At 70.0% G+C, this 24614-nt stretch carries 19 protein-coding genes; 5 read left to right on the forward strand and 14 right to left on the reverse strand.

Going from position 1 to position 24614, the window contains the following annotated elements; translation table 11 throughout:
* Positions 1–53 precede the first annotated feature (53 nt).
* From ACFWBT_RS18340 to ACFWBT_RS18375, 8 genes are all read right to left on the reverse strand, one after another.
* Positions 54–1199 (reverse strand): ABC transporter ATP-binding protein, encoded by a 1146-nt coding sequence (locus ACFWBT_RS18340; RefSeq protein WP_385701371.1) that lies wholly within the window; start codon positions 1197–1199, stop codon positions 54–56.
* Positions 1192–2247, reverse strand: coding sequence for an ABC transporter ATP-binding protein (locus tag ACFWBT_RS18345; RefSeq protein WP_385701373.1), 1056 nt, complete (start codon positions 2245–2247; stop codon positions 1192–1194). The genes ACFWBT_RS18340 and ACFWBT_RS18345 overlap by 8 nt, the downstream gene beginning before the upstream one ends.
* Positions 2248–2258: 11 nt before the next feature.
* Positions 2259–3209 carry an ABC transporter permease gene (locus tag ACFWBT_RS18350; RefSeq protein ID WP_385701376.1) on the reverse strand — a complete coding sequence of 317 codons (951 nt, stop codon included), beginning with the start codon at positions 3207–3209 and terminating at the stop codon, positions 2259–2261.
* The gene (locus ACFWBT_RS18355; RefSeq protein ID WP_385701378.1) at positions 3202–4134 is read right to left on the reverse strand and encodes an ABC transporter permease; all 933 of its coding nucleotides are present in this window, start codon (positions 4132–4134) and stop codon (positions 3202–3204) included. Before ACFWBT_RS18355 ends, ACFWBT_RS18350 begins: the two co-directional genes overlap by 8 nt.
* Positions 4135–4284: 150 nt before the next feature.
* The gene (locus tag ACFWBT_RS18360; protein WP_385701381.1) at positions 4285–5913 is read right to left on the reverse strand and encodes an ABC transporter substrate-binding protein; all 1629 of its coding nucleotides are present in this window, start codon (positions 5911–5913) and stop codon (positions 4285–4287) included.
* Between the two features lie 777 nt (positions 5914–6690).
* On the reverse strand, positions 6691–8604 hold the full coding sequence (gene typA, locus ACFWBT_RS18365; RefSeq protein ID WP_326785706.1) for a translational GTPase TypA: 1914 nt from the start codon (positions 8602–8604) through the stop codon (positions 6691–6693).
* Positions 8605–8762: 158 nt separating this feature from the next.
* Entirely contained in the window at positions 8763–9197 is a 435-nt protein-coding gene (locus ACFWBT_RS18370) for a hypothetical protein (RefSeq protein ID WP_385701384.1), read from the reverse strand.
* Between the two features lie 152 nt (positions 9198–9349).
* Positions 9350–11749, reverse strand: a complete 2400-nt coding sequence (locus ACFWBT_RS18375; protein WP_385701386.1) for an ABC transporter family substrate-binding protein — start codon at positions 11747–11749, stop codon at positions 9350–9352.
* A gap of 491 nt (positions 11750–12240) precedes the next feature.
* Between ACFWBT_RS18375 and ACFWBT_RS18380 the strand changes: the two genes are divergently transcribed.
* The 4 genes from ACFWBT_RS18380 to ACFWBT_RS18395 are packed head-to-tail and all read left to right on the forward strand — an operon-like array spanning position 12241 to position 16250.
* Complete coding sequence (locus ACFWBT_RS18380; RefSeq protein WP_385701389.1) at positions 12241–12564, forward strand: hypothetical protein; 324 nt, start codon at positions 12241–12243, stop codon at positions 12562–12564.
* A 46-nt stretch (positions 12565–12610) separates the two neighbouring features.
* Positions 12611–13432, forward strand: coding sequence for a hypothetical protein (locus tag ACFWBT_RS18385; protein WP_385701391.1), 822 nt, complete (start codon positions 12611–12613; stop codon positions 13430–13432).
* 18 nt (positions 13433–13450) lie between these two features.
* Positions 13451–15427 carry a fumarate reductase/succinate dehydrogenase flavoprotein subunit gene (locus ACFWBT_RS18390; RefSeq protein WP_385701392.1) on the forward strand — a complete coding sequence of 659 codons (1977 nt, stop codon included), beginning with the start codon at positions 13451–13453 and terminating at the stop codon, positions 15425–15427.
* 52 nt (positions 15428–15479) lie between these two features.
* Positions 15480–16250: a succinate dehydrogenase/fumarate reductase iron-sulfur subunit gene (locus ACFWBT_RS18395; protein WP_385701395.1), complete on the forward strand. Its 771-nt coding sequence runs from the start codon at positions 15480–15482 to the stop codon at positions 16248–16250.
* A gap of 157 nt (positions 16251–16407) precedes the next feature.
* On the opposite strand, the gene ACFWBT_RS18400 is transcribed toward ACFWBT_RS18395, so the two are convergent.
* Both ACFWBT_RS18400 and ACFWBT_RS18405 read right to left on the reverse strand, forming a co-directional pair.
* Entirely contained in the window at positions 16408–16728 is a 321-nt protein-coding gene (locus tag ACFWBT_RS18400) for a hypothetical protein (protein ID WP_385701397.1), read from the reverse strand.
* Positions 16729–16798: 70 nt separating this feature from the next.
* Complete coding sequence (locus tag ACFWBT_RS18405) at positions 16799–17974, reverse strand: hypothetical protein (protein WP_385701426.1); 1176 nt, start codon at positions 17972–17974, stop codon at positions 16799–16801.
* Between the two features lie 276 nt (positions 17975–18250).
* Between ACFWBT_RS18405 and ACFWBT_RS18410 the strand changes: the two genes are divergently transcribed.
* A complete protein-coding gene (locus ACFWBT_RS18410; RefSeq protein ID WP_385701399.1) occupies positions 18251–20104 on the forward strand; it encodes a hypothetical protein in 1854 nt (617 codons plus the stop codon).
* 54 nt (positions 20105–20158) lie between these two features.
* On the opposite strand, the gene ACFWBT_RS18415 is transcribed toward ACFWBT_RS18410, so the two are convergent.
* The 4 genes from ACFWBT_RS18415 to ACFWBT_RS18430 all read right to left on the reverse strand — a co-directional run bounded on the left by ACFWBT_RS18415 (position 20159) and on the right by ACFWBT_RS18430 (position 24272).
* Positions 20159–22849, reverse strand: a complete 2691-nt coding sequence (locus tag ACFWBT_RS18415; protein ID WP_385701401.1) for a SpoIIE family protein phosphatase — start codon at positions 22847–22849, stop codon at positions 20159–20161.
* 248 nt (positions 22850–23097) lie between these two features.
* Positions 23098–23529 carry an ATP-binding protein gene (locus tag ACFWBT_RS18420; protein WP_356461094.1) on the reverse strand — a complete coding sequence of 144 codons (432 nt, stop codon included), beginning with the start codon at positions 23527–23529 and terminating at the stop codon, positions 23098–23100.
* A 107-nt stretch (positions 23530–23636) separates the two neighbouring features.
* Positions 23637–24044, reverse strand: coding sequence for a (deoxy)nucleoside triphosphate pyrophosphohydrolase (locus ACFWBT_RS18425; RefSeq protein ID WP_385701404.1), 408 nt, complete (start codon positions 24042–24044; stop codon positions 23637–23639).
* Positions 24045–24089: 45 nt separating this feature from the next.
* Positions 24090–24272 carry an SPOR domain-containing protein gene (locus ACFWBT_RS18430; protein WP_121405775.1) on the reverse strand — a complete coding sequence of 61 codons (183 nt, stop codon included), beginning with the start codon at positions 24270–24272 and terminating at the stop codon, positions 24090–24092.
* Positions 24273–24614 lie beyond the last annotated feature (342 nt).

A 24614-nucleotide genomic window follows, 5' to 3' on the forward strand; every position in this document is an offset into this window, starting at 1 on the left:
GCCCGGCACCTCTCGTGAGGTGTCGGGCACCGGTTCTGTGCTGATGGGTCAGGTCACGCCGCGTGCACGACGTCCTTCTCCTCGGCGAAGTGGCACGCCGATTCGTGGGACGCCGGGGAGTCCGTGGCCAGGAAGCGTTCGGGGACCGCCAGCAGCGGGACCTCCGCGGCGCACCGGGCCTCGGCCTTCCAGCAGCGGGTACGGAAGGAACAGCCCGACGGCGGATTGGCCGGGGACGGCACGTCGCCGGTCAGGATGATCCGCTCCCGGTGCTCCCGGGCCTCCGGGTCCGGCTGCGGTACGGCCGACAGCAGGGCCTGGGTGTAGGGGTGCGTCGGGTGGTCGTAGATCTGCTCGTCGGTGCCGATCTCCGCCATCTTGCCGAGGTACATCACGCCGACCCGGTCGGAGATGTGCCGCACGATCGACAGGTCGTGCGCGATGAAGAGGTAGGAGAGGTCGAACTCGTCCTGCAGCCGCTCCATCAGGTTGATGACCTGCGCCTGCACCGATACGTCCAGCGCCGACACCGGCTCGTCGCAGATGATGATCTCGGGGTTGAGCGCGAGACCGCGGGCGATGCCGATGCGCTGGCGCTGGCCGCCGGAGAACTGGTGCGGATAGCGGTTGATGTACTCGGGGTTGAGCCCGACCACGTCCAGCAGGTCCTGGACCCGGCGCCGCCGGTCGCCCTTGGGCGCGACCTCGGGGTGGATGTCGTACGGCTCCCCGATGATGTCGCCGACGGTCATCCGGGGGTTGAGCGAGGTGTACGGGTCCTGGAAGACCATCTGGATGTTGCGGCGCACGGCCTTCAGCGCGCGTCCGGACAGCTTGGTGATGTCCTGACCCTTGTAGAAGATCTCGCCCGCGGTGGCCCGCTCCAGGTTCATCAGCAGCTTGGCCACGGTGGACTTGCCGCAGCCGGACTCGCCCACGATGCCCAGCGTCTCGCCCTGGTACAGATCGAAGGAGACGCCGTCGACGGCCTTCACCGCGCCGATGTGCCGCTTGAACAGGATGCCCTGGGTGAGCGGGAAGTGCTTCACCAGGTTGCGCACCTGCAGAATCGGCTCACCCCGGTCGATCGGGGCCTCGATCGCGGCGACCGCCTCCGTCTCGGAGTGGGCGTCGACGACCTCCACCTCGGAGACGTTCGGAGTGGCCTCCTGCTCGTCGTTCTTGCTGAGCTCAGCCATGGATCGTCTCCTTCCAGAAGTGGCAGGCCGAACCGCGGCCGACCAGTTCGGTACCGTCCTGCTCGCTCACCGGGAGCAGCGTCGGCACCTCGGTGCGGCAGATGTCCTGGGCCTTGGGGCAGCGCGGGTTGAAGGCGCAACCGGCCGGAATGTGCAGCAGGTTGGGCGGCAGGCCCTTGATCGCGTACAGCTCCTGGCCCTTCTGGTCCAGGCGCGGGATCGAGTCCAGCAGACCCCTCGTGTACGGATGCGCCGGGCGCTTGTACAGCTCGTGGACCGGGGCGCGCTCCACGATCCGGCCCGCGTACATCACCGCGATCTTGTCCGCGACGTCGGCGACGACGCCGAGGTCGTGGGTGATCAGGATCAGACCCATGTTGTACTCGCGCTGAAGGTCCGCCAGCAGGTCCATGACCTGGGCCTGGACCGTCACGTCGAGCGCCGTGGTGGGCTCGTCGGCGATGATCAGGTCCGGCTCCAGGGCCAGCGCCATCGCGATCATGATGCGCTGGCGCATACCGCCCGAGAACTGGTGCGGGTAGTCGTTCACTCGGGCCGCGGCGGCCGGGATCTTCACCCGGTCCATCAGCTCGATCGACTTGGCCTTGGCCTCCTTCTTGGAGAGGCCCTGGTGCACCCGGAACATCTCGCCGAGCTGGTAGCCGACGGACAGAACCGGGTTGAGCGAGCTGAGCGCGTCCTGGAAGATCATGGCGATCTTCTGGCCGCGAATCTTGCGCCGCTCCTCGTTGGACATCTTGAGCATGTCCTGGCCGCGGAAGAGGATCTCGCCCTGCGGGATGCTGGCCGGCGGCATGTCGAGGATGCCCATGATGGCCTGGGCGGTCACCGACTTGCCGGAGCCGGACTCACCGAGCACGGCGAGCGTCTCGCCCGCGCTGACGCTGTAGTTGACACCGTTGACGGCCTTCGCCACGCCCTCGCGGGTGTGGAACTCGACGTGCAGGTCACGCACTTCGAGCAGCGGGCCGTCGTCGCCTCCGTCACGCGGAGCAGGCACCGGGGCGTTGTCTAGGATGATGGTCACGTACGCCTCCCTCAGCGCAGCTTCGGATCGAGGGCGTTGCGGACGGCCTCACCGAGCATGATGAATGCCAGCACCGTGGTGATGAGCATGATCGACGGGTAGAGCATGATCCACTGGGCGACACGGATCTGGGCGCCGCCGTCGGAGATGTCGTTGCCCCACGAGACGCCGTTCAGGCCCAGGCCCAGGTACGACAGGGTCGCCTCGGCGGAGATGTAGATGCCGAGCGAGATGGTGGCGACGACGATCACCGGGGCCATGGTGTTCGGCAGGATGTGCCGGAGCATGATCCGCGGGGTGCTCGCGCCCAGGGCCTTGGCGGCGTGGACGTAGTCGGCCTGCTTGGTGGTGATCACCGCACCGCGCATGACGCGGGCGATCTGTGTCCATCCGAAGAAGCTCAGCGCCCCGATGACGACCCAGGTCGTGCGCTCCGGGAAGGAGTTCAAGATGACCATCGTGCCGAGCAGGAACGGGATGCCGAAGAAGACGTCCGTCAGACGCGAGAGCAGCGAGTCGACGAGACCGCCGAAGTAGCCCGCGATCATTCCGACGAAACCGCCGGCCAGCGTCACCGCGAGAGTGGTGCCGAAGCCGACCGCCACGGACGCGCGGGTGCCGTAGATCAGGCGTGCGTAGACACTGCGGCCCTGCTGGTCGTAGCCCAGCCAGTCGGCCGAGAAGAACTGGCCGTACCTGGGCTTCTGCAGGAAGTGCTTGGCGAGGTCGCCGTGGCCCGGGTCGGCGCCGGTGAACCACGAAGGGAAGAAGGTGATCGCCAGCAGTATCAGGATCAGCACCGCCGAGATGATGAAGATCCAGCTGCGGCGCAGGTCCTGCCACGCGTCGCCCCAGAGGCTGCGTGCCTTCTCTGCCTTCACCCGCGGCTGCGGCGCGGGATCGACGGCGACGACCGTCTGCTCGGCCACGCTGTCCGCGGCGGTCTTGGTCAGGTCAGGCATAGCGAATCCTCGGGTCCAGGACCGCGTACAGCAGGTCGACAAGCAAGTTGGCGAGGAGGTAGATGATCACGAGGATCGTGACCAGCCCGACGAGGGTGGTGCCCTCGCGGCGGCCGATCGCCTGGTAGATCGTGCCTCCGACGCCCTGGATGTTGAACAGGCCCTCGGTGACGACGGCACCGCCCATGAGCGCGCCGATGTCGGTACCGAGGTAGGTCACCACGGGGATCATCGAGTTGCGCATGAGGTGGACGCCCACCACGCGGCGCTTCGGCAGACCCTTGGCGACGGCGGTGCGGATGTAGTCGGCGCGCACGTTCTCCGCGATCGAGGTACGGGTCAGTCGGGTCACGTACGCGAGCGACGCGGTCGCCAGCACGATGGCCGGCATCAGCAGATCGTTGACGTTGTGGGAGTCGTTGACGTTCGGCGGCAGCCATTCGAGGTTGAAGGCGAAGACCACCTTCAGGATGAAGCCGAGGACGAACACCGGGACCGAGATCAGCAGGAGCGAGACCAGCAGGATGGCGTTGTCCGTGAAGCGTCCGGCGCGCAGGCCGGCGACGACACCGAGGGCTATGCCCAGGACCATCTCGATGAGGAAGGCCAGCGCCGCGAGGCGCAGCGTCACGGGGAACGCCTCGCCGAGCACGTCCGTGACCGGCCGGCCGCTGGCTATCTGCGTGCCGAAGTCGGCATGAAGGATCATGTCCTTCATGTAATTGAAGTACTGCACCAGGATCGGCTGGTCCAGGCCGTACGAGTGTCTCAGGGCCGCGATGACCTGAGGGCTTCCGCCCTTGTCACCGAAGAGCCCTCGCACGGGGTCACCGGGCAGGGCGTAGACCATGAGGAAAATCAACAGGGTGGTCCCGATGAAGACCGGGATCATCTGGAGCAGTCGTCGTGCGACGTAGCGCCCCATCGTGCCTCCATGTCAGTTACAGCGGCAGCCGACGGGCCCTTTCCCCGCGCATCGGCGTCCGACGCATGGGGAAAGGGCCTCTCGGCCGCAGCCGTCCCCCCGGGTGCGGCGCGCGTGGCGCCGCACCCGGGATTAACGGGCTGATTGCGGTTACTTCTTGACCTGAACGCCGGTCAGGATCGGGTCGCCGTCCTGGGCGTACGCGACGCCCGTGACCTTGGCCGAGTAGCCCGCGTTGACCTTGTAGTACCAGAGCGGAATGCTCGGCATGTACTCGGGCAGCGACTTCTCGATCGCCTGGTACTGCTTCTCCGAGTCCTCCAGCGTGGCGGCGCTGTCGGCGGCCGCGATCGCTGCGTCGATCTTCTTGTTGGAGAAGCCGCTCTGGTTGCCGTCCGACTTGCTGCCGAACAGGTCACGGATGAAGTTGGAGTTCATCGGGAAGTCCAGCACCCAGCCACTGCGGTACAGGGACTTGACCTCCTGCGCGTCACGCGCCTTGAGGTCCGCCTGGAAGTCGGCCTTGGAGTCGCCCGAGCACTTGACGCCCGTCGCGTTGGTGATGGAGTTGCAGACCGCCTCCACCCACTCCTTGTGACCGCCGTCCGCGTTGAACTGGATGGAGATCTTGTTGCCCGGGACGCCGCCACCCTCCTTGATGAGGGACTTGGCCTTGGCCGGGTCGTACTTGAAGACGTCGCCGCCGGCGTTCGGCTCGTAGCCGAGGACGCCCTTGGCGACCCAGCCGGTGGCCGGCTCACGGGTGCCATTGAGCACGGTCTTCGTGATGGTGTTGCGGTCGATCGCCATCGACAGGCCCTGCAGGACCTTGGGGTCGATGTTCTTCCACTGCTTGGTGTAGAAGGCCGGGGCGATGGTCTGGATCGCCGAGTAGGCCTTGTCCACGGCACGGTCGCCGAGGTCCGCCTTGTAGACCGGCAGGTCCTTGGGCGCGATCTGACGCAGGACGTCGACGTTGCCGGACTTCAGGTCCTCGTAGGCCGTCTCGAGGTTGGTGTAGTTCTTGAAGATCACACCACCGTTCTTGGCCTTGTTCGGACCCTGGTAGTCGTCGTTCCTGGCGACCTCGATCTGCTTCTTGTGCTCCCAGGAGACGAACTTGTAGGGGCCGTTGCCGACCGGCTTCTCGCCCGCGGCCTTGGGGTCCTTGAAGAAGGACTCCGGCAGCGGCGAGAAGACCTCGTAGCCGAGCTTGTACACGTAGTACGGGATCGGCTTCGAGAGAGTGATGGTGAAGCTGGTGGCGTCGACGACCTTCAGACCGGACATCGTGTCGGCCTTCGGGGCGCCCTTCGCCGGCGCGACGTCGTCGTAGCCCTGGATGTCGGAGAACCAGAAGCTGTTGGTCTGCTTGTTCTTGACGTTCGCGGACCAGTTCCACGACTTGACGAAGGACTCGGCGGTCACCGGGGTGCCGTCGTGGAACTTCCAGCCGTCCTTCAGCTTGACCGTGTAGGTCTTGTTGTCCTTGGTGTCCACCGACTCGGCGTTCACCATGACGATGTTGCCCTTCTCGTCATAGTCGACGAGCTGGGAGAACAAGGACTTGATGACAATGCTGCCGTTGGACTCCATGGTGTTGGCCGGCTGCAGGGGGTTCTGCGGCTCGCCCACCTCGACCGAGAACTTGCCGTTCGGGTCGACCGCGGCCTTGTTGTCCTTGCCGCTGTCACCGTCGCCGCTACCACCACAGGCGGTCGCGCCCAGCGCCACAACCGCGGCTATCGCGACCCACTTGGCGCTCTTGGCACCGCGCATGGGTTCCTCCTCATGAGTCCATTGGTTCACCGCAAGAGGGAACACCGCTCACACCCCGGCCACTTGGGTCGGGAAAAATGGGTGCCCCCTGGGCTCGTGAGTCGGCGCCGCTTGCAGCGTGACCCGTTGATCCGAGCTCGCCTAACTATCTGCCATGGGCAAGGACCCGACCACACTCGCAAGGTCTCGGTTCGATCACACCTGGCGCCCACTTGTTCCAAAATCCGGACAAAGGGTTTGCCGAAAGATCCCTGCGAAACGGACTTGTTACACATCTAACGGTTTCGACTGTCCGCATACCGAACGAACGGGCGGAAAAAGGAGTTGCGGCCACCGTGGTCGGCGTGCATGAGCGCCGTCAGCGTGCTCGCGTACCGCGGTGCCGAGCGCCCGCCACTGGGCGAACGCGACTGCCGTTCGGTGATCGGGCGGGTAGGTCCGTGAGGGCGCGGGGCACCTGAGGTGCGGCGCGGCCCGACAGGACCCACGTGGTGAGCAGGGTAGTGGGAATCGGCCACACCGGAAGGCCTCAGCCACACAATGAAGGGTTTTCCCTACCCGCCCCTCGACCCCCGCATCCCTCCCTTCCGCCGGTCCTTGTGACGCGGCCGTCACCTGCCCGCGTCAGGCCGGTGAGGGAGCGACAGGTGCCACGGAGGGCACCCCGCCCAGCAGCCGTAAAACACTTCGGGCACCCGCACAGCGGCCGTAAAACACTTCGGGCACCCCGCGCGAACGCGGGGTGCCCGAAGTCGTCCTGGGAGGGACCGGAGCGGATCAGCCGTGCTTGGCGCGGCTGGCGGTGCGACCGCGCTCCTTCTGGTCGAGAACGACCTTGCGGATACGAACGGACTCCGGGGTCACCTCGACGCACTCGTCGTCGCGGCAGAACTCGAGGGACTGCTCCAGGGAGAGCTTGCGCGGCGGGACGATCGCCTCGAACGAGTCGGCGGCGGCGGACCGCATGTTGGTGAGCTTCTTCTCCTTGGTGATGTTCACGTCCATGTCGTCGGCGCGGGAGTTCTCGCCGACGATCATGCCCTCGTACACCTCGGTGCCGGGGTCGGTGAACAGCACACCGCGCTCCTGGAGGTTCGTCATCGCGAACGCGGTGACGGCGCCCGCGCGGTCGGCGACCAGCGAACCGTTGTTACGGGTCGTCAGGGTGCCGAACCACGGCTCGTGGCCCTCGTGGATGGAGTGGGCGATGCCCGTACCGCGCGTACCGGTCAGGAACTCGGTCCGGAAGCCGATGAGGCCGCGGGACGGGACGACGAACTCCAGACGGACCCAGCCGGATCCGTGGTTCGACATGTTGTCCATGCGGCCCTTGCGGACGCCCATGAGCTGCGTGACCGCGCCCATGTGCTCCTCGGGGACGTCGATCGTCATGCGCTCGACGGGCTCGTGGACCTTGCCGTCGATGACCTGGGTGACCACCTGCGGCTTGCCGATGGTCAGCTCGAAGCCCTCACGGCGCATCTGCTCGACCAGGATGGCGAGCGCGAGCTCACCGCGGCCCTGGACCTCCCAGGCGTCCGGGCGCTCGGTGTCGAGCACACGGAGGGAGACGTTACCGACCAGCTCGCGGTCGAGGCGGTCCTTGACCTGGCGGGCGGTGACCTTGCGGTCCTTGTCCTTGACCGCGGCCTTGGCGTCCGCGCCCTTGCCCGTGCCGCCACGGCCGACCAGCGGCGAGGTGTTCGTGCCGATGGTCATGGAGATCGCCGGCTCGTCGACCGTGATCAGCGGCAGCGCGACCGGGTTCTCGGGGTCGGCGAGGGTCTCGCCGATCATGATGTCCGGGATACCGGCGACGGCGCAGATGTCACCGGGGCCGGCCACCTCGGCGGGCTTGCGGGTGAGCGCCTCGGTCATCAGCAGCTCGGTGATGCGCACGTTGGACATCGTGCCGTCGCGCTTGATCCACGTGACGGTCTGGCCCTTGCGCAGCTCGCCCTGCTCGACGCGGAGCAGCGCGATACGGCCGAGGAAGTTGTCGGCGTCCAGGTTGGTCACGTGGGCCTGGAGCGGCGCGGACTCGTCGAAGGACGGGGCCGGGACGGATTCCAGGATCGTGGTGAAGAACGGCTCCAGGCTGTCGCTGTCGGCCGGCACGGTGCCGTCCTCCGGCTTGGTCAGCGAGGCCACGCCGTCACGCGCACACGCGTAGACGATCGGGAACTCGATCTGCTCCTCGTCGGCGTCCAGGTCGAGGAAGAGGTCGTACGCCTCGTTCACGACCTCTTCGATGCGCGAGTCCGGGCGGTCCGTCTTGTTGATGCACAGGATGACGGGCAGGCGGGCCTGCAGCGCCTTGCGCAGCACGAAGCGCGTCTGGGGCAGCGGGCCCTCGGAGGCGTCGACGAGCAGGACGACCGCGTCCACCATCGACAGACCGCGCTCGACCTCACCACCGAAGTCGGCGTGGCCGGGGGTGTCGATGATGTTGATCGTGATGACGTCGCCGCCATCCTTCGGGTGGTACTTGACCGCCGTGTTCTTCGCCAGGATCGTGATGCCCTTCTCACGTTCCAGGTCGTTCGAATCCATCATGCGGTCGTCGAGCGACTCGGCGGCGTGCGCGGCGAAGGCACCGGCCTGCTTGAGCATGGCGTCGACCAGAGTGGTCTTGCCGTGGTCGACGTGGGCGACGATGGCGACGTTGCGGATGTCGTGGCGCGTGGCCATATTGAGGCGCTTCTCCCGGAGTGAGTGGACGGCCTCCGCAGCGCGGGGCCTGCCGGGCTGAACACGCCACGGCCTTACCCCATGGTACGTGGCCCGGACGGAGGCGGCCTCCGCAGGCTCGGGCGCGAGGGCCCGCGGAGGCGGTCCCGGCCTCTTGATCAGGCGCTCTTCGCCGCCGGAGAACCGGCCGGGCAGGTCTCGCGGGCGGCGATACGCGCGGCGGCGTCCGACTTCGAGGGGTCCGCGAGCGGTTCCTCCGTCTTGAGATGCCGGCCCAGTGCCTTGATGGCGTCCGCCGCGAGGACTCCGGCGCCCGTGGACGTCATGTGGGGCTTGTAGCTGACGCCCTTCACCGGCTTGATCGGCACCGAGACGGAGTCCGTCTTCTTCTTCAGCCTGATCGGGTCGGCGAGCCCGGTCAGCTTCCGCTCGCGCACGATGCCGGACCAGGCGTACGTGCCGTGCGCGCACGTCGCGGCCGCGTGGTCCTTCTCGTCCCGGCCGTCCCCGCCGCTGGTGCAGGCTGTGGCACCGAGGAGCAGTGCACCCGCGGCGAGACCCGCCGCCATGGTCGTGAACGTGCGCCGGTACATGGCTGCCCCCCTGCATGCCCGTATCCCGTGATCATCACGGGATACGGGACTCACCTTAGGGTCCGCAGAAAGACGACATGCGGGCTGTGCGACTTGACTTCTCAGGTCGGCGTACCCCTACCCGCATGGTGCTTTTCCGCGGGCCCGGCCGTTCACCCGCTCTTCGACGGGCTCGCCGAGGGATGCGCGCCCTTCTTCAGGAAGCCCATGTCCTCGTACACCGGAGTCTGGAATCCGAAGGCTCCGGCGTTCACGACGTCCTTGCGCGCCGCCGTGAGCTGAGGTCGCTGGTAGAGGGGGATGGAGCCGGCCGCGGCCCAGATGCGGGCGTCCGCCTTGCGGACGAGAGAGCGCTCCTCGTCCGCGTCCAGGGTGGACAGCGCCTGATCGAACAGCTGATCGACCTGGTCGGTGCCGACGCGGGTGTAGTTCTGCTCGACGCTCAGCGAGCCGTCGGCCGCCGGGACGGGCTTGGCGTAGATCGGGCGGGCGTCGGTGGCCGGGAAGGCGGAGGCGGGCCACGAGTAGAGCGCCAGGTCGTACTGGCCCGAGGCGATGTGGTCCGTGAAGTAGCTCACGTCGGAGACCTTCGAGATGTCCGTACGGATACCGATGCCCCGGAGCATCCGCGCGATCCGGTCGGCGACAGCGCGCAGTGACTCCGAGCCCGGCCCGGAAGGCAGGACGAAGCGGAGCGACAGCGGCTTGCCGTCCTTGGCGAGGGCATTGGCCGCCGCGCCCGCCGGAGCGGCCGTCCCCTTGGGCGCGTACGCCCCCGGAACCCCGCCCTGCTTGGCGTACTGCTTGCTGTCCAGCTGCCTGGCGGCCTGCTCGTCCGTGTGCGTGCCCGACCTCGCGCCGGCCTGCTGCTCCTGCTTCCCGGTGTGCTCCTTGGGGTCCTGCCGCAGCTCCCTGTCGGCCTCGGACGGCTTGTCGTCCTCACCGACGATGTACGTCCCGCCGTCGCCGGGGCTGTCGTCGGTGTCCGTCTTCTTGCCCTTGGACCCGGCCGCCTTCTCCGTCTTCTTCTGCTCCTTGACCGGCCCGCCGGGCACCCACCCGGCGTCCGCGAGCAGCGCCCGTGCCTCCGCGGTGTCCTGGTCGCCGAGGGCGCCGCTGTTGTCGGCGTACGCCTCCTGGCCGAGGAGGGCGAGATGGCTGCCGACCGGCTCGGCGGGCAGGCCGAGCGGCTTGAGGACGACCCGGGCGAGTTCCTTGCGGTCCAGGGCGCGGGCCACCGCGCGACGGACGCGTTCGTCGGCGAGGGGGCCCTCGGAGCCGTTGAGGGCGAGCTGGGTGAAGGCGGGTTCGAGGGACTTGCGGACCACGAAGTCGCGCAGCGCCGACTGCCGACGGGCCTCCTTCGCCTTCGCCTCGCTGCCCTTCGCGCCTGCGGAGTCCTTCTCGCTCTTCTTCTCGCTCTTCTTCTCGCTCTTCTTCTCGCTCTTCTCCTCGCTCCTCTCCTCGCTCCTCTCCTCGCCCTCGTCCTCGCCCTCGCTCTCGTCCGCCCGGGCCTTCCCGTCCTCCTCCGCGGCCTTGCTCTTCTCGCTCTTCTCGCTCTTCTGCGAGGACTTGTCCTTCTTCTCCGAGGACTTGTCCGTCTCGCTCTTGGCGCCCGCCGGGTGCGTCCCGTCCGTCGCGGAGGCCCCCTGCAACGGGGCACCGTCCTTGTGCCGGGCGGCGAGGGTGATGCGCTCGGCTTCCGCGGGATCGATCTCGGCCAGATCGAGCTTGCCGTCGGCGAGCGCGGTGGCCCGCTTGTCGCGGGCGACGGCCACCAGGTCGATCTCGGCGAGCTTGCCTGGGTGGCCCCACCAGCGCGGGTTGCGCGTGAGGCTGACCTTGCCGGCCTTGCGGTCGACCTTCTTCACCGCGAAGGGCCCCGCGGTCACCTTGAGCTTGCGTCGCGCGCCGTCGTTGAAGGAGTCCGCGGTCCCCATGACGTCCTTGGGGTACAGCGGCGAGAACAGCGCCTTCCAGTCGGCGTAGGGCCGGCTGAACGTGACGCGGATCTCCAGGTTGTTCTTGCCCCGCTCGATCTTCTCGATGCGGTCGTAGCCGGCGTTGCGGGCCGTCCAGTACGCGGAGTCCTTGCCGGACAGGGCGCGCCACTGGGCGGCGAAGTCGGCGGCCCCGATCTCGCGTCCGTCGCTCCACACGGCCTGCTGGTTGAGCTTGTACAGCACGACCTGCTTGGGCTCAGTGTCGACGACCTTCGCCGATTCCAGGTAGTCGGGGTTGATCTGCGGCCGCCCGTTCGCGTCGAGCCGGTACATCGACGGCAGTACGGCGCCGGCCACACGGGAGGTCGCGGCGTCGGCGTCCGCCTGGAACGCGTTCAGCGTCTCCGGTACGGCGTCCACGGCCCAGCGCAGGGTGCCGCCGTCGGCGATCTGGTCACGGGACGCGGGCGCGATGTCCTGCGCGGCCGCGGGCCTGTCCGCCTCGTCCTCCGCGCTGCACGCGGCCAGGGCGGGTACCGCGAGCACGCCCGCGGTGAGGAATGCGGCCGAGCGCATCACCGCGCGCAGTCCGACGCCGTCGTGGGACATCACTGCAACCTCCGGGGGACGCTCCGCTGCGTGGGCAGGTCTGCTGCCGATCACGTTTGGCCGTATATGGAGCTGATCTGAATGTATGGCCCCACTGAAGGGGAGCCCGGCCGGACGGAAGCGGCGACACGTCGACGGACATCCGGAACCCCACCCGTGCGGCGCAATCCGGGGCCTCTCCCCGGGGGGCCCGGCCCGTCCCGGGCCCCTTGCCGCGCCTGGGGCGCGCCCGTCGCGCCGCGCCTGCGGCCACGTGAGGACCTGGCGCGCGCTCTCCCCGCGCCGCTCCAGGCGCACGGAGAGAACGGACGGCGCGCGGAGAAGGCGGCAGGCGCGCCGGGAGAACGGACGGCGCGCGAGGCGCGTTCTGGAGCGTGCGAGCCCTCAATCCGTGCACACGCCTTCACACGGGTACGTGTGACGCGCAACACTCGCAGGCGCATGAACGTTGCCGCCTGGGGCCGCAGGGCCCGCGGAAGTGAGGGCAAGTCATGTCCGTGCACGACGATCTGACGTCAGTCCAGCGCTGCCTCGACGATCTGCAGCGGTCGGTGCGGCGCCTGGAACAGCACATGGGCGCCGGTCTGGAGATGCGCCGCGTGCGCGCCGACGCCGACCACCTGCGCGAGAGCGTCGCGCTGCTGCGCGAGGCCACCGCGGGCTCCTCCCGGCTCCCGGCAGCGTCCGGACCTGCTGGACCCGCGTCCGGCCGGCGGCCCGATCTGGTGCCCATCTCCGACATCCCGTACGACAGCTCCCTGTGGACCGATTCCGACGACGAGGGTCTCGGCGCGCACCACGGTCCCTCCCACTGAGCGCCCTCGACACCGGCGCGCCCCCGAACCCGACCGGAGTGCGAAGTTGGCCACTGGTACGGAACCCCATCTGAACAGCGGCGGTGTACGAACCGGTACGCGCGCCGCGATCGCCGCCCCGCATCTGCGGACCGACCGCTGGTGGCTGGCGCCCGCCGCCACCGCGGCCGGGTTGCTGGCCTTCGTCGTGTACTCGACCTGGCGGGCCTTCTCGGACACGCACTACTACGCGGCGCCGTACGTCTCGCCGTTCTACTCGCCCTGTCTGGCGGAGCGGTGCGAAACCATGCGCGCCGGACCGAACACGGATCTGTTCGGGAGCTGGTGGGGCATCTCCCCCGCGATCATCATCCTGATCTTCCCGCTCGGTTTCCGGCTGACCTGTTACTACTACCGCAAGGCCTACTACCGGGGCTTCTGGGCGAGCCCGCCGGCCTGCGCGGTCGCCGAGCCGCACAAGAAGTACACCGGCGAGACCCGCTTCCCGCTGATCCTGCAGAACATCCACCGGTACTTCTTCTACGCGGCCCTCGTCGTCGCCGGCATCCTGACGTACGACACCGTGCTCTCCTTCCGCGACGAGCACTACGCGTGGGGCCACATGGGCCTCGGCACCCTGGTGTTCCTGGTCAACATCACGCTGATCTGGGCGTACACCCTCTCCTGTCACTCCTGTCGGCACATCGTGGGCGGGAAGCTCAAGCACTTCTCCAAGCATCCCGTGCGCTACCGGATGTGGCAGTGGGTCGGAAAGCTGAACGCCCGTCACATGCTGCTCGCCTGGGCGTCGTTGGTGAGCGTGGCGCTCGCCGACTTCTATGTGTACCTGGTCGCGTCCGGCGCCTTCGACGATCCGCGCTTCTTCTAGATTGGGTGGAGCCCCCTGATGTCCGTGGTCGACCGACAGGAGTGGGACGTCGTCGTGGTCGGTGCCGGTGGCGCCGGACTGCGTGCCGCCATCGAGGCACGCGAGCGCGGTGCCCGTACGGCGGTGATCTGCAAGTCGCTGTTCGGCAAGGCCCACACGGTGATGGCCGAGGGCGGCATCGCGGCCGCCATGGGCAATGTGAACTCCGGCGACAACTGGCAGGTCCACTTCCGCGACACCATGCGCGGCGGCAAGTTCCTCAACCAGTGGCGGATGGCCGAGCTGCACGCCCGGGAAGCCCCGGACCGCGTCTGGGAGCTGGAGACCTGGGGCGCGCTCTTCGACCGCACGAAGGACGGGCGGATCTCCCAGCGGAACTTCGGCGGCCACGAGTATCCGCGCCTCGCCCATGTCGGCGACCGCACCGGACTCGAACTGATCCGCACGCTCCAGCAGAAGATCGTGTCCCTCCAGCAGGAGGACAAGAAGGAGACCGGCGACTACGAGTCCCGCCTGAAGGTCTATCAAGAGTGCACCGTCACACGGGTGTTGAAGGACGGGCAGCGCGTCTCCGGGGCCTTCTGCTACGAACGCGAGTCCGGCCGCTTCTTCGTCCTCGAAGCGCCCTCCGTCGTGATCGCCACCGGCGGCATCGGCAAGTCCTTCAAGGTGACGTCCAACTCGTGGGAGTACACCGGCGACGGGCACGCGCTCGCGCTGCTCGCCGGAGCGCCGCTGCTCAACATGGAGTTCGTGCAGTTCCATCCGACGGGCATGGTCTGGCCGCCGTCGGTCAAGGGCATCCTCGTCACCGAGTCGGTGCGCGGCGACGGCGGAGTCCTCCGGAACTCGGACGGCAAGCGGTTCATGTTCGACTACATCCCCGACGTCTTCAAGGAGAAGTACGCGCAGTCGGAGGAGGAGGGCGACCGCTGGTACGAGGACCCGGACCACAACCGGCGCCCTCCGGAGCTGCTCCCCCGTGACGAGGTCGCGCGGGCGATCAACTCCGAGGTGAAGGCGGGCCGCGGATCGCCCCACGGCGGCGTCTTCCTCGACGTCTCGACCCGGATGCCCGCTGAGGTGATCAAGCGCCGACTTCCCTCCATGTACCACCAGTTCAAGGAGCTGGCCGACGTCGACATCACGGCGGAGGCCATGGAGGTCGGGCCCACCTGCCACTACGTGATGGGCGGCATCGCGGTCGACTCGGACACGGCGGCGGCTCGCGGCGTACCCGGGCTGTTCGCGGCCGGCGAGGTCGCGGGCGGCATGCACGGCTCCAACCGGCTGGGCGGCAACTCGCTCTCCGACCTGCTGGTGTTCGGGCGGCGGGCCGGGTGGCACGCGGCGGAGTACTCGGCCGGACTCACCGGGGACGGCGCCCGCCCGCCCCTGGACGACACCCAGATCGACGCGGCCGCCGCGGAGGCGCTGCGGCCCTTCTCCGCCGAGGGCCCGGAATCCGCCCCCGCCGCTTCGGCCGACGGCGCGCGGGCACCCGGTGCGCGCCCGCCGGAGAACCCGTACACCCTGCACCAGGAACTCCAGCAGACCATGAACGACCTGGTCGGCATCATCCGCCGCGAGGCGGAGGTGGAACAGGCCCTGGAGAAACTCGCCGAGCTGCGAGTACGGGCGCGCCGGGCCGGCGTGGAGGGACACCGTCAGTTCAACCCGGGCTGGCACCTCTCCCTGGACCTGCGGAACATGCTCCTGGTCAGCGAGTGCGTGGCACGGGCGGCGCTGGAGCGCACGGAGTCGCGCGGCGGGCACACCCGCGAGGACCACCCGGCGATGGAGCGCTCCTGGCGGCGGATCAACCTCCTGTGCCAACTGACCGACCCCACGGGCGGTTTGGCGGCCACCGACCCGGTGGCCGGACAGATCGACCTGGTGAACGAGACCACCCAGCCCGTCCGCCCCGACCTGCTCGCCCTCTTCGAGAAGGAGGAGCTGGTCAAGTACCTCGCCGAAGAGGAGCTGTACGAGTGAGCAGCCGCATGGAGTGGTACGAGCAGGAGCGGTACGAGGAGGCTCGGTACGCGTGAGCAGCTACGAGGCCCGCTTCAAGGTGTGGCGCGGGGATGTGAAGGGCGGCGGCCTGCTGGACTTCGAGGTCGAGGTCAACGACGGCGAGGTGGTGCTGGACATCATCCACCGGCTCCAGGCGACCCAGGCCCCCGACCTGGCGGTGCGCTGGAACTGCAAGGCGGGCAAGTGCGGTTCGTGCTCGGCCGAGGTCAACGGCCGGCCGCGGCTGATGTGCATGACGCGGATGTCGGTGTTCACCCGCGAGGAGACGATCACCGTCACACCGCTGCGCGCGTTCCCGGTCGTACGGGATCTGGTGACCGACGTCGGCTTCAACTACGACAAGGCGCGGGAGGTCCCCGCCTTCGTGCCGCCCGCCGGTGTCGGGCCCGGCGAGTACCGGATGATGCAGGAGGACGTCGACCGGTCGCAGGAGTTCCGCAAGTGCATCGAGTGCTTCCTGTGCCAGGACACCTGCCATGTCGTCCGTGACCACGAGGAGAACAAGCCGGCGTTCGCCGGACCGCGCTTCCTGATGCGGGTGGCGGAGCTGGACATGCACCCGCTGGACGCGGCGGAGGACTCCGGCCTCGACCGCAAACGCACGGCACAGGACGAACACGGCCTCGGCTACTGCAACATCACCAAGTGCTGCACGGAGGTCTGCCCCGAGGGCATCAAGATCACGGACAACGCGCTGATCCCCTTGAAGGAACGGGCCGTCGACCGCAAGTACGACCCGGTCGTGTGGCTGGGCTCGAAGATCGGCAGGCGGCGGACGTAGGCGAGGGCCAAGCGCCGTCCCCTGTCGTCACGCGTCCGGCCGTCGTCACTCGTCCTGCCGTCGGTCAGGCGTCGGCCGTCACGGCGCGTCCGGCCGTCGGCCACGCGTCCTGTCCGCCACGACGCGTCCGGCCGCCACAGCGGGTCCTGCCCGCCTGTCAGCGCAGTCGGGTGTCCGGCGGGACGGTCTCGCGGCCCGGGCGCTGCCCCAGCGTCTGGAACACCAGGCTCGCGACGAACAGGGCGATCCCGCCCATGGCGTAGGGAGTCAGGTCGGCGTCGGGCCCGTGGAACGGTCCCAGGAACAGGAACAGGGACATGCCCACGGCCCCGGCCAGCGCGCCCCCTCCCCACAGCTTCGGCCGCAGGACCCGGCGGCGGAGCCACGGCGGCACCCGGTCCAGCGTGATGGCCGCGATCCCGAGTCCGGCCTGTGCGGTGACGATCAGCGCGGCGAACCCCACGAGATACCAGTGCATCGACCCCTCGTTCCCCCTGGCGCACCGGCGACAGCGCGCTTCCTGATCATGGCACGCGGGGCCGTCGCGGTCATCCCTCGCGAACCCATCCTTCGCGGTACGCCGTCCAGTCGGTCTCCGTGGCGGCGAAGTCCACGTACAGGGCCACACCGAAGCGCTCGCGGGTGCGGTCCGTCCGGGAGAGGCCGAGGCGGGTTCCGCGGACGGCGGCCTCGACCGTCTCGGCGTACGCGTGGTGGCCGACGCCGTCGTCGTGGAAGAACGGCAGGCCCATCAGCAGGTCGGTCGACTCGGGGGTGACCTCCAGGGCGAGGGAGGTCTGCTGGGCGACGTAGCCGCCGTACAGGCTCTGGAGCGGCATGCCGGTGTCGTACGACATGACGGCGATCTGGTCGACCCGGCGGGCCACCTGCCCGAAGTACGACTGGGACCACCACTTGGGGTGGCCGGTGAGGGTTCCGGCGGCCGAGTGGAGGGCCGGGAGCGGGTCGATCTGGTGGGAGGCGACGGAGAGCGGGACGTGCCGGGCACGGGTGAGGCCGTGCAGGTCGTCGAGGAGCGAGAGGTAGTGGGCGTCGCCCGAGTGGAGGGGCTCCAGGTCGAAGTGGACGCCGTCGAATCCGGCGTCGAGGACCTGCCCGGCCGACCGCACGACGGCGTCGCGCGTCCCGGCCCGCTCCAGCCGCAGCCCGTCCGGCCCCTCGCTGGCCAGCTTGTCGCCCAGCCAGGCCTGGACCCGTACGCCGTCCAGGCGGCGGTGCACCGCCCGGACCAACCAGCGGGCGGACGGATACGCCGTCGCCGGCAGCGAGCCGTCGTGCTCCAGCGGCCCGGCGTGCACGTACAGATCCCGGATGCCGCTCCCCCGCAGGCGCGCCGCCAGCGCGTCGATGTCCGCCTCGCCCTTCCGGCCGTCCACCCAGGCGTGCCCGAGCCAGAGCGCGTCCCGGTTCCGGGTCTGCGTCCCGGGCGCCGGGTCGCCCGCGTAGTTCACCCGGAGGGCGATTCCCGCGGCGAGGGTGGGGAGCAGCAGGACGAGCACCAGCCCGAGGGCAAGCCGCTTCGGCAGCCGCAGTCGCGGGTGCCGCCAGCCCCGCGCGAGACGGCGCAGACCGGCACGGACAGCGGAGTCCGATCCCCGCACGGGGGCGGGAACGGGAGCGGATATGGGCTCGCCCCCTTCGGACGCGGTGGACCGCACTCCACCGACCGTGGCGGACTTGTCTTCGCCGGCGGCCGTCGGCATTCCGTCGGCGGTGGCGCCCCGCTGTCCTTCGGTGGTGGCTGCCAGCGCCTCTTCGGCGGTGGGCGTCGGCTGGTCCTCGGCGGTGGGCGGGTCGGGTGGTGTGTTCGCGTGCCGTGTGTCCGGTGCCGTCTCCGTCGGATTCGTCGACTCGTCCTGGCGTCCCGTGTCCATCCCCCGCGCCCCTCCCGTATACCCCCGTATCTCCCGTACCTTAGGCGCCCGCGCCTCCCCGTATCCCGGTCGCGGGGGCGCCCGAGCGGCCATACGCTCCCAAATGTGACGTCGTCCCTGAGTCGAAGCCGGTCGCGCCGGGCCCCGTCGCACATAGCCGTGCGGGTCGCGCACGCCGTGCTCGGGGGGCTGGTCGCGGTGGGGTGGCTGGTGCTGCCGCTGGCATGGGCGGGAGCCGACGATGCGGCCACCGTGGCGCGGAGCGCGGACGTGACCGCCCCGGACGTCGCCGCCCCGGACAACGCCGCCACGGATGACGCCGCCACGGATGACGCCGCCACGGACGACGGAACGACGACCGGCGATCTCGTACCGCCCCTGGTCGCGGTCGGCGCCGCGGGCGCGCTGGCGGCGTACGCCTACACGCGCCGCAGACGGCGGGCCATGACGCGCACGACACCCGGCGGCGACGACCCCGGGCTGATCCCCCTCCACGAACTCGACCGACAGGCGCGGAAGTTGCTCGTCGACATCGACGACTGCGTCCGCACCGGCGCCGAGGAGCTCCGCCTCGCCGCGGCCCGCTCGGCGGCCGACGCGGTCGAACCGTACGCGTACGCGCTGACGTACGCGGAAGCCGAACTCGCCGCGGCCTTCCGGCTGCGCCAACACTTCGACGAGTCAGGCGAGGGCGAGGGCGACGGCAGGGGCGCCCTGGAGGAGATCGTCGCCCGGTGCCGGGACGCCGGGCGGCGGCTGGACGCGGCGGCGCCGGGCTTCGACCAGCTCCGGGCACTCGAACGGAACGCGGCGGCCGCCCTGGAGTCCGCCGGGACCCGCTTCCGCGAACTCGCCGCGCGCACCCCGGCCGCCGAGGTCACCCTCGCCGATCTCCATGAGCGGTACGCTCCCGCCGCGTCGCTCCCGGTCGCCGGCGACGTCGAACAGGCCAAGGACCGGCTCGCGTTCACCACCCTCCATCTCAACCAGGCGCGGCAGTACGCCGACAGGGGCGACAGCGCGAAAGCGGCCGCCCATCTGCGGGCGGCGGAGGGAGCGGTGGAGCAGGCCACCGCCCTGGTGAACGGCGTGCACCGGCTGGCGGCCGAACTGGCCTCCGCGGCAACGGCGTTGCCCGTAGCCCTGGCGGCGGTGGAGGCCGTCCTGGATACGGCACGTGGGCGCCCGCCGACCGGGGGAACCGGTGACACGGACGGACACCGCCCGGACGCCGACCGCTTCCCTGACCCTGCCGTTCCCGATGCCGGACCTGACTCCGGGGCCGACACTCACACCGACACCGACACCGACACCGACACCGGAGCCGGAACCGGAACCGGAACCGAAGCCGGAGCCGGAACCCATGCCGGAGCCCGATCCGGATCGCACGAAGGCGCCGCCGACCCTGTCGGAGCCGCTGCCGGTTCCCGATCCGGCCCCGATTCCGGGGAGCTCGTCGGGCGGTTCGGGCGTACCGAGGCGCTGCTCTCCGGGGCGCGTCACGCGATGGCCGCCGGGCCGTACGATCCGCTGGACGTGCTGCGCCGGGTGGTGGAGGCGGGTGCCGCCCTCCCCGAGGGCGGGGGCGGCGACGTTCCCGGCGGGCGCGCCCACGCGCTTCTCCCCGCCCGCTGCGCGCTCGCCGGAGCGGCGGACTTCATCGGCACGCACCGCGGTGCCGTCGGCGGCGAGGCCCGCACACGGCTGGCCGAGGCGGAACGCCTGCTCGGGCCGGGGGCCACCGCTCTCTCCGGGGTGTGGCGGGCCGACGAGCTCGCCCGGGAGGCGCGGCGGCTCGCCGAGCGGGACGTACGGGCGTACGGCAACCCCGCGGGCGGGCGCGGGGGCGCGGGAGCGGGCGGCGCGGTGCTCGGCGGGATCCTCTTGGGCGACGGTGAGGGCCCGGTGAGCTACGGCGGCCCGCACACCCGGGGGCGCCGGGCGGCGTCGTTCACCTGACGCTGCCGACCGGCCTTCCTTCTCCGGCCGGCCGCCCGCCCCGCGCGGTCGCCCTCAGAACAGGCTCAGCAACGCCTCCGCCGGGTCGGCGAGCCCCGTCTCCCCGTCCGGCAGCGGGAGTTCGAACCACACGGTCTTCCCGCGCGGGGTCCGGCGGGAGCCCCACCCGGCGGAGAGGAGGCCGACGAGCTGCAGGCCCCGCCCGCCCTCGTCGGTGTCGCGGGCGCGGCGGCGGCGAGGCTGGACGAGGCCGGCGTCCCAGACCTCGCAGACGAGGGTGCGGTCGAGGAGCAGCCGCAGTCTGATCTCGCCCTCGCCGTACCGCAGGGCGTTGGTCACCAGTTCACTGACCAGCAGTTCCGTCGTGTCGACGAGCGGCTCCAGGTCCCAGGCGACGAGCTGGGTGCGCGCGTACTCGCGGGCCCGCCCCACGCTGCGCGGCTCGCGCGGCAGGGTCCAGTCGCCGACGGAGTCGGCGGGCAGCCCCTGGACGCGTGCCATGAGCAGGGCGATGTCGTCCTCGCCGTGGTGGGTGTCGAGGGTGTTCAGGACGTGGTCGCAGACGTCCTCCAGCGGACTGGAGGGGTCGGTGAGGGCGCCGACGAACGCTTGCAGTCCCTCGTCGAGGGGGTGGTCGCGCGATTCGACCAGTCCATCCGTGTAGAGCGCCAACAGCGCACCTTCGGGTAGTTCGACCTCCACCTCCTCGAAGGGCTCGCCGCCCACCCCGAGCGGCATCCCGGGCGGCACGTCGAGCATCAGCGCGCTCTCGCCGGGCTCGACCAGGACGGGGGGCAGATGGCCCGCGTTGGCGAAGGTGCACCGGCGGGTCACGGAGTCGTAGACGGCGTACACGCAGGTCGCGAGGTACACCTCGGAGAGGTCGGCGTCGCGGGGCTGGCGGGCCGTACGGGTGGCCTGCTGGACCCCTCCGGGGGTGCCGAGTCCGCGCGCGATCTCGTCCAGTGCCGAGAGGACTTCGGCGGGTTCGAGATCGAGCAGGGCCAAGGTGCGTACAGCGGTGCGGAGTTCACCCATCGCCACCGCGGCGCGCAGCCCGCGGCCCATCACGTCGCCCACCACGAGGGCCGTGCGGTGGCCGGGGAGTTCGATGACGTCGAACCAGTCGCCGCCGACCTCCGTCGCCGCGTTGCCCGGCAGATAGCGGCACGCGATGTCGAGGCCGGAGGCCTCGGGGTCACCCGGGGGCAGCAGGGACCGTTGCAGTATCAGGGCGCGTTCGTGCTCGCGGCGGTACAGGCGCGCGTTGTCGATACAGACGGCCGCGCGGGCGGCCAGCTCCACCGCCAGGGCGCGGTCGCGTTCCCCGAACGGCTCGCTGCCCTTCGTACGGGAGAACTGGGCGAGGCCCACCACCGTGTCGTGGGCGACCATCGGGACCGCGAGCGTGGACTGGATGAGGCCGCCCTCTTCGGCGGGGATGTGTTGCGGCCGGGCGGTGCGCAGGGCGTCCGCGCAGGGCGAGTTGAACGGGTAGTGGTGGACGGCGCCGACGGCGACGGGCGCCGGACCGCCGACGAACGGCGCGTCGGAGACGGCGCTGGCGAAGGCGACCCGACGGAGTTCGGCACTGCCGTCCGCGAGGCCCGGCGGGGTCTCGTCGCCGGCCAGCAGACCCTGGTACAGGTCGACCGTCGCGAGGTCGCAGAAGCCGGGGACCACGACGTCGAGGAGTTCGCGTGCGGTGGTCTCCAGGTCGAGGGAGTTGCCTATGCGGGCGCCCGCCTCGTTCAGAAGGGCGAGATTTCGTCGTGCGGCGGCCGCTTCGCGGGCGGCGGCACGGCGGGCGGTGATGTCGGTTCCGAGCCAGGCGATACCGATGGGGCGGCCGCTTCCGCCGTGCACCCGGTAGAGATTGATGGACCAGTGCCGGCGCTCCTCGGAACCCGGCGCATATCCGGTGACGTGCATGTCCGTGATCGAGTCACCGGTCTCCAGGACCCGGCGCAGGATCGCCGTCACGCGCTCGGCCTCCGTGCGCGGGAGGTAGTCGTGGACGCCCTTGCCGCAGTGGTCGTCGACGCTGCCGCCGAAGATCGAGGCGAACCGCTGGTTGGCGCGCCGGACCCGAAGGTCCGTGTCGATCAGCAGGAAACCGAACGGAGATTGACCGAAAATAGCCTGCGAGGCGGCGAGGTCCGTCTCCATGCTGCGCAGGGTGCGGACGTCCACGACGACGCATACGGCGGCCCGCTCACCGTCCTCGGTCACGGTGGGCATCACATAGACCTCGGCGAGGCCCTCGGTGACCTCGTCGGCGCTCTCACCTGCCTCTTCGGAGGCGGGCGTCCGGAAGGGCACCAGACCGGTCCACTCGCGGCCGTCCAGGATCTCCGCCATCTTCCGCTGACCGGACTCGCGTCGGTCGGCGGTGACGAACGCCTCGATGGGGTCCATGCCGACGGCACGCTCCGCGGAGATGCCGAAGATCTGCTCGGCCCGCAGACTCCACTGGTCCACCAGTCCGTCGGCGCCGATGGAGAAGGAGGCGACCTTGATGTAGTCGTAGATCGAACCGGGTGGGCTGCTCTGCCACATCGCGTCGGTCGGCACCTCGCCGGCCACGTCACCCACCGGGCCTGCCGCGGTGCCGCCCGCCTCCTCGCCCGTGGCGTCGCCCGCGTCCTCGCCGGGAACCGTGCGCGCGACATCGCCCGCCGCATCAGCCCTCGCGCCGTCCGACGGGTCCTCGGACTCCGTGGCCTTCGCTGGTATCTCGCTCACGCGAACCGTCCCCTCCAGCTCACCGCGTCCGGCACCGGTCACCGGGGGCGGCTGCCCGCAGTATCCAGCACTACGGCGCCGCACGACACGGTGTTCACGATCACAGCACGGTCCCGATGGTTTTTGGACCGGCCGCGACATACTCCCAGTCTTCTAACCAGGTGGCGCCCGGTCGAATCAAAGAATCCGACACCCGTCGACGACCCGATCCGGCCAGGTGTCGCACGGGCATCCGAACCCTGCGCGTCTCAGCCCGGAACAGCCAGTTCGAACCAGACGGTCTTGCCGGTGTCTCCGGGCCGGGTGCCCCAGCGCCTGCACGAGCCGGCCAGGAGCTGGAGTCCGCGGCCGCTCTCGTCCGACGCGTCGGCGGCCCGTTCTCGGGGCGGGTCGGGCAGCGGGTCGGAGACCTCGACGCGGAGCGCGCCCGGCACGTCCTCGGGACGTACGAGACGGACGCCGATCGGGCCCGTCGCGTGCCGCAGCGAGTTCGTCACCAGTTCACTGACCAGCAGTGCGGCGATGTCGCCGAGGGAGTCGAGTTCCCATGCGTGCAGCTGCCCCCGGACGACGGCGCGGGCGGTGCGGACGGCACCCGGCTCCGCGGGAAAAGTCCACTCGGCGCAGTCGCCTTCGGTGTCGATCAAGCCGATCACTTCCCAGACCAGGAACCCACCCATGTCCGGTTTCGTGGGATTAATGGGCACATACCCGATATCCGTGATGCTTTACCGCGCCCGGGGGCACACTGTGGCGCGAACGGCGTACGAACTTCCCACCCGGCTCGTCACGCGCCCGGGTCGAGCCACGGCAGTGCGCCCTTGACCGCCCCCACGTCCTGGTCCAGCCAGTCCACGTCCCAGATCTCTCCGGGGGCCAGCCAGCGCAGTTCGTCGTGATCCTCCAGCGGCCTGGGTCCGGCCGAGCCGGGCAGCAGCCGGGCGGCCCACACCACCAGGACGTATCCCGGCTTCAGGGGCCACTCGCCGGGGACGCGCTCCAGCACTTCCGCCTCGACACCGAGCTCTTCGCGCAGCTCGCGCACCAGGGCGCGCTCGGGGGTCTCGCCCGGCTCGACCTTGCCGCCCGGCAGTTCCCAGCGCCCCGCGAGGTCGGGGGGCGCGCTGCGGCGGGCGGCGAGCAGGCGCCCACCGTGCACCAGGGCGGCTCCGACCACCACGATCCGTTCCGTCATGCGCCGGAGCCTACGGGAGCGGGGCGGGGTCCCGGGCGGGGCGGATCAACGGGTTCCGTTCTGCCCGATCCGCTCGACCCAGTAGAGCTGTTTGTGCCCGCGGCCGTCGAGGCTGTCGGCGATCTTCTGAGCCTCGGCGCGGGTCGCGTACCTGCCCACGCGATAGCGATTGCCGTTGTCGTCCTGTCGTATGACGAGCCAGGGAAGAGTGATCGTGCCATCGTTCATCCAGCCCCTCCACTTCCCGCCCCGGGCCCCCGCCGAACCCCGCACGCCAACGAAACCGCAATACGCATATGCCCGAGCCTACGCCTAACCTTCACGCAGCGAATACGGCTTTTCACAAAGAGGTACGCAACCGGCCAGTAGGCGACGCCGGGCCGGGGGGCGCACGCCGTCGAACACGCCGCCCACCACTCCCCGCGCGCTCTCGAACAGGGCGAAGTCGTTCCCCGGCCCGCCACTTGAGAAAGGCCAGTTTCCAACCGGGCATCCGGGCGGTCCCGTTGAGGCACGGACCCCCGTGCCGCGCCTCAACGCCCGGACCGTGCCCCTGGGTCCGGGCGAGTG

Origin of the sequence: Streptomyces sp. NPDC060027 (genome assembly GCF_042737005.1) — a bacterium.
In the GTDB taxonomy this organism is placed as follows: domain Bacteria; phylum Actinomycetota; class Actinomycetes; order Streptomycetales; family Streptomycetaceae; genus Streptomyces.

What these genes read in the sequence shown, in the direction of transcription:
- ACFWBT_RS18375 (WP_385701386.1), bottom strand. Translation starts at nt 11,749, where the DNA reads ATGTCCCACGACGGCGTCGGACTGCGCGCGGTGATGCGCTCGGCCGCA.
- ACFWBT_RS18370 (WP_385701384.1), bottom strand. Translation starts at nt 9,197, where the DNA reads ATGTACCGGCGCACGTTCACGACCATGGCGGCGGGTCTCGCCGCGGGT.
- ACFWBT_RS18425 (WP_385701404.1), bottom strand. Translation starts at nt 24,044, where the DNA reads ATGACGGAACGGATCGTGGTGGTCGGAGCCGCCCTGGTGCACGGTGGG.
- ACFWBT_RS18390 (WP_385701392.1), top strand. Translation starts at nt 13,451, where the DNA reads ATGTCCGTGGTCGACCGACAGGAGTGGGACGTCGTCGTGGTCGGTGCC.
- ACFWBT_RS18430 (WP_121405775.1), bottom strand. Translation starts at nt 24,272, where the DNA reads ATGAACGATGGCACGATCACTCTTCCCTGGCTCGTCATACGACAGGAC.
- ACFWBT_RS18420 (WP_356461094.1), bottom strand. Translation starts at nt 23,529, where the DNA reads ATGGGTGGGTTCCTGGTCTGGGAAGTGATCGGCTTGATCGACACCGAA.
- typA (WP_326785706.1), bottom strand. Translation starts at nt 8,604, where the DNA reads ATGGCCACGCGCCACGACATCCGCAACGTCGCCATCGTCGCCCACGTC.
- ACFWBT_RS18355 (WP_385701378.1), bottom strand. Translation starts at nt 4,134, where the DNA reads ATGGGGCGCTACGTCGCACGACGACTGCTCCAGATGATCCCGGTCTTC.
- ACFWBT_RS18400 (WP_385701397.1), bottom strand. Translation starts at nt 16,728, where the DNA reads ATGCACTGGTATCTCGTGGGGTTCGCCGCGCTGATCGTCACCGCACAG.
- ACFWBT_RS18380 (WP_385701389.1), top strand. Translation starts at nt 12,241, where the DNA reads ATGTCCGTGCACGACGATCTGACGTCAGTCCAGCGCTGCCTCGACGAT.
- ACFWBT_RS18340 (WP_385701371.1), bottom strand. Translation starts at nt 1,199, where the DNA reads ATGGCTGAGCTCAGCAAGAACGACGAGCAGGAGGCCACTCCGAACGTC.
- ACFWBT_RS18405 (WP_385701426.1), bottom strand. Translation starts at nt 17,974, where the DNA reads ATGCCGACGGCCGCCGGCGAAGACAAGTCCGCCACGGTCGGTGGAGTG.
- ACFWBT_RS18350 (WP_385701376.1), bottom strand. Translation starts at nt 3,209, where the DNA reads ATGCCTGACCTGACCAAGACCGCCGCGGACAGCGTGGCCGAGCAGACG.
- ACFWBT_RS18360 (WP_385701381.1), bottom strand. Translation starts at nt 5,913, where the DNA reads ATGCGCGGTGCCAAGAGCGCCAAGTGGGTCGCGATAGCCGCGGTTGTG.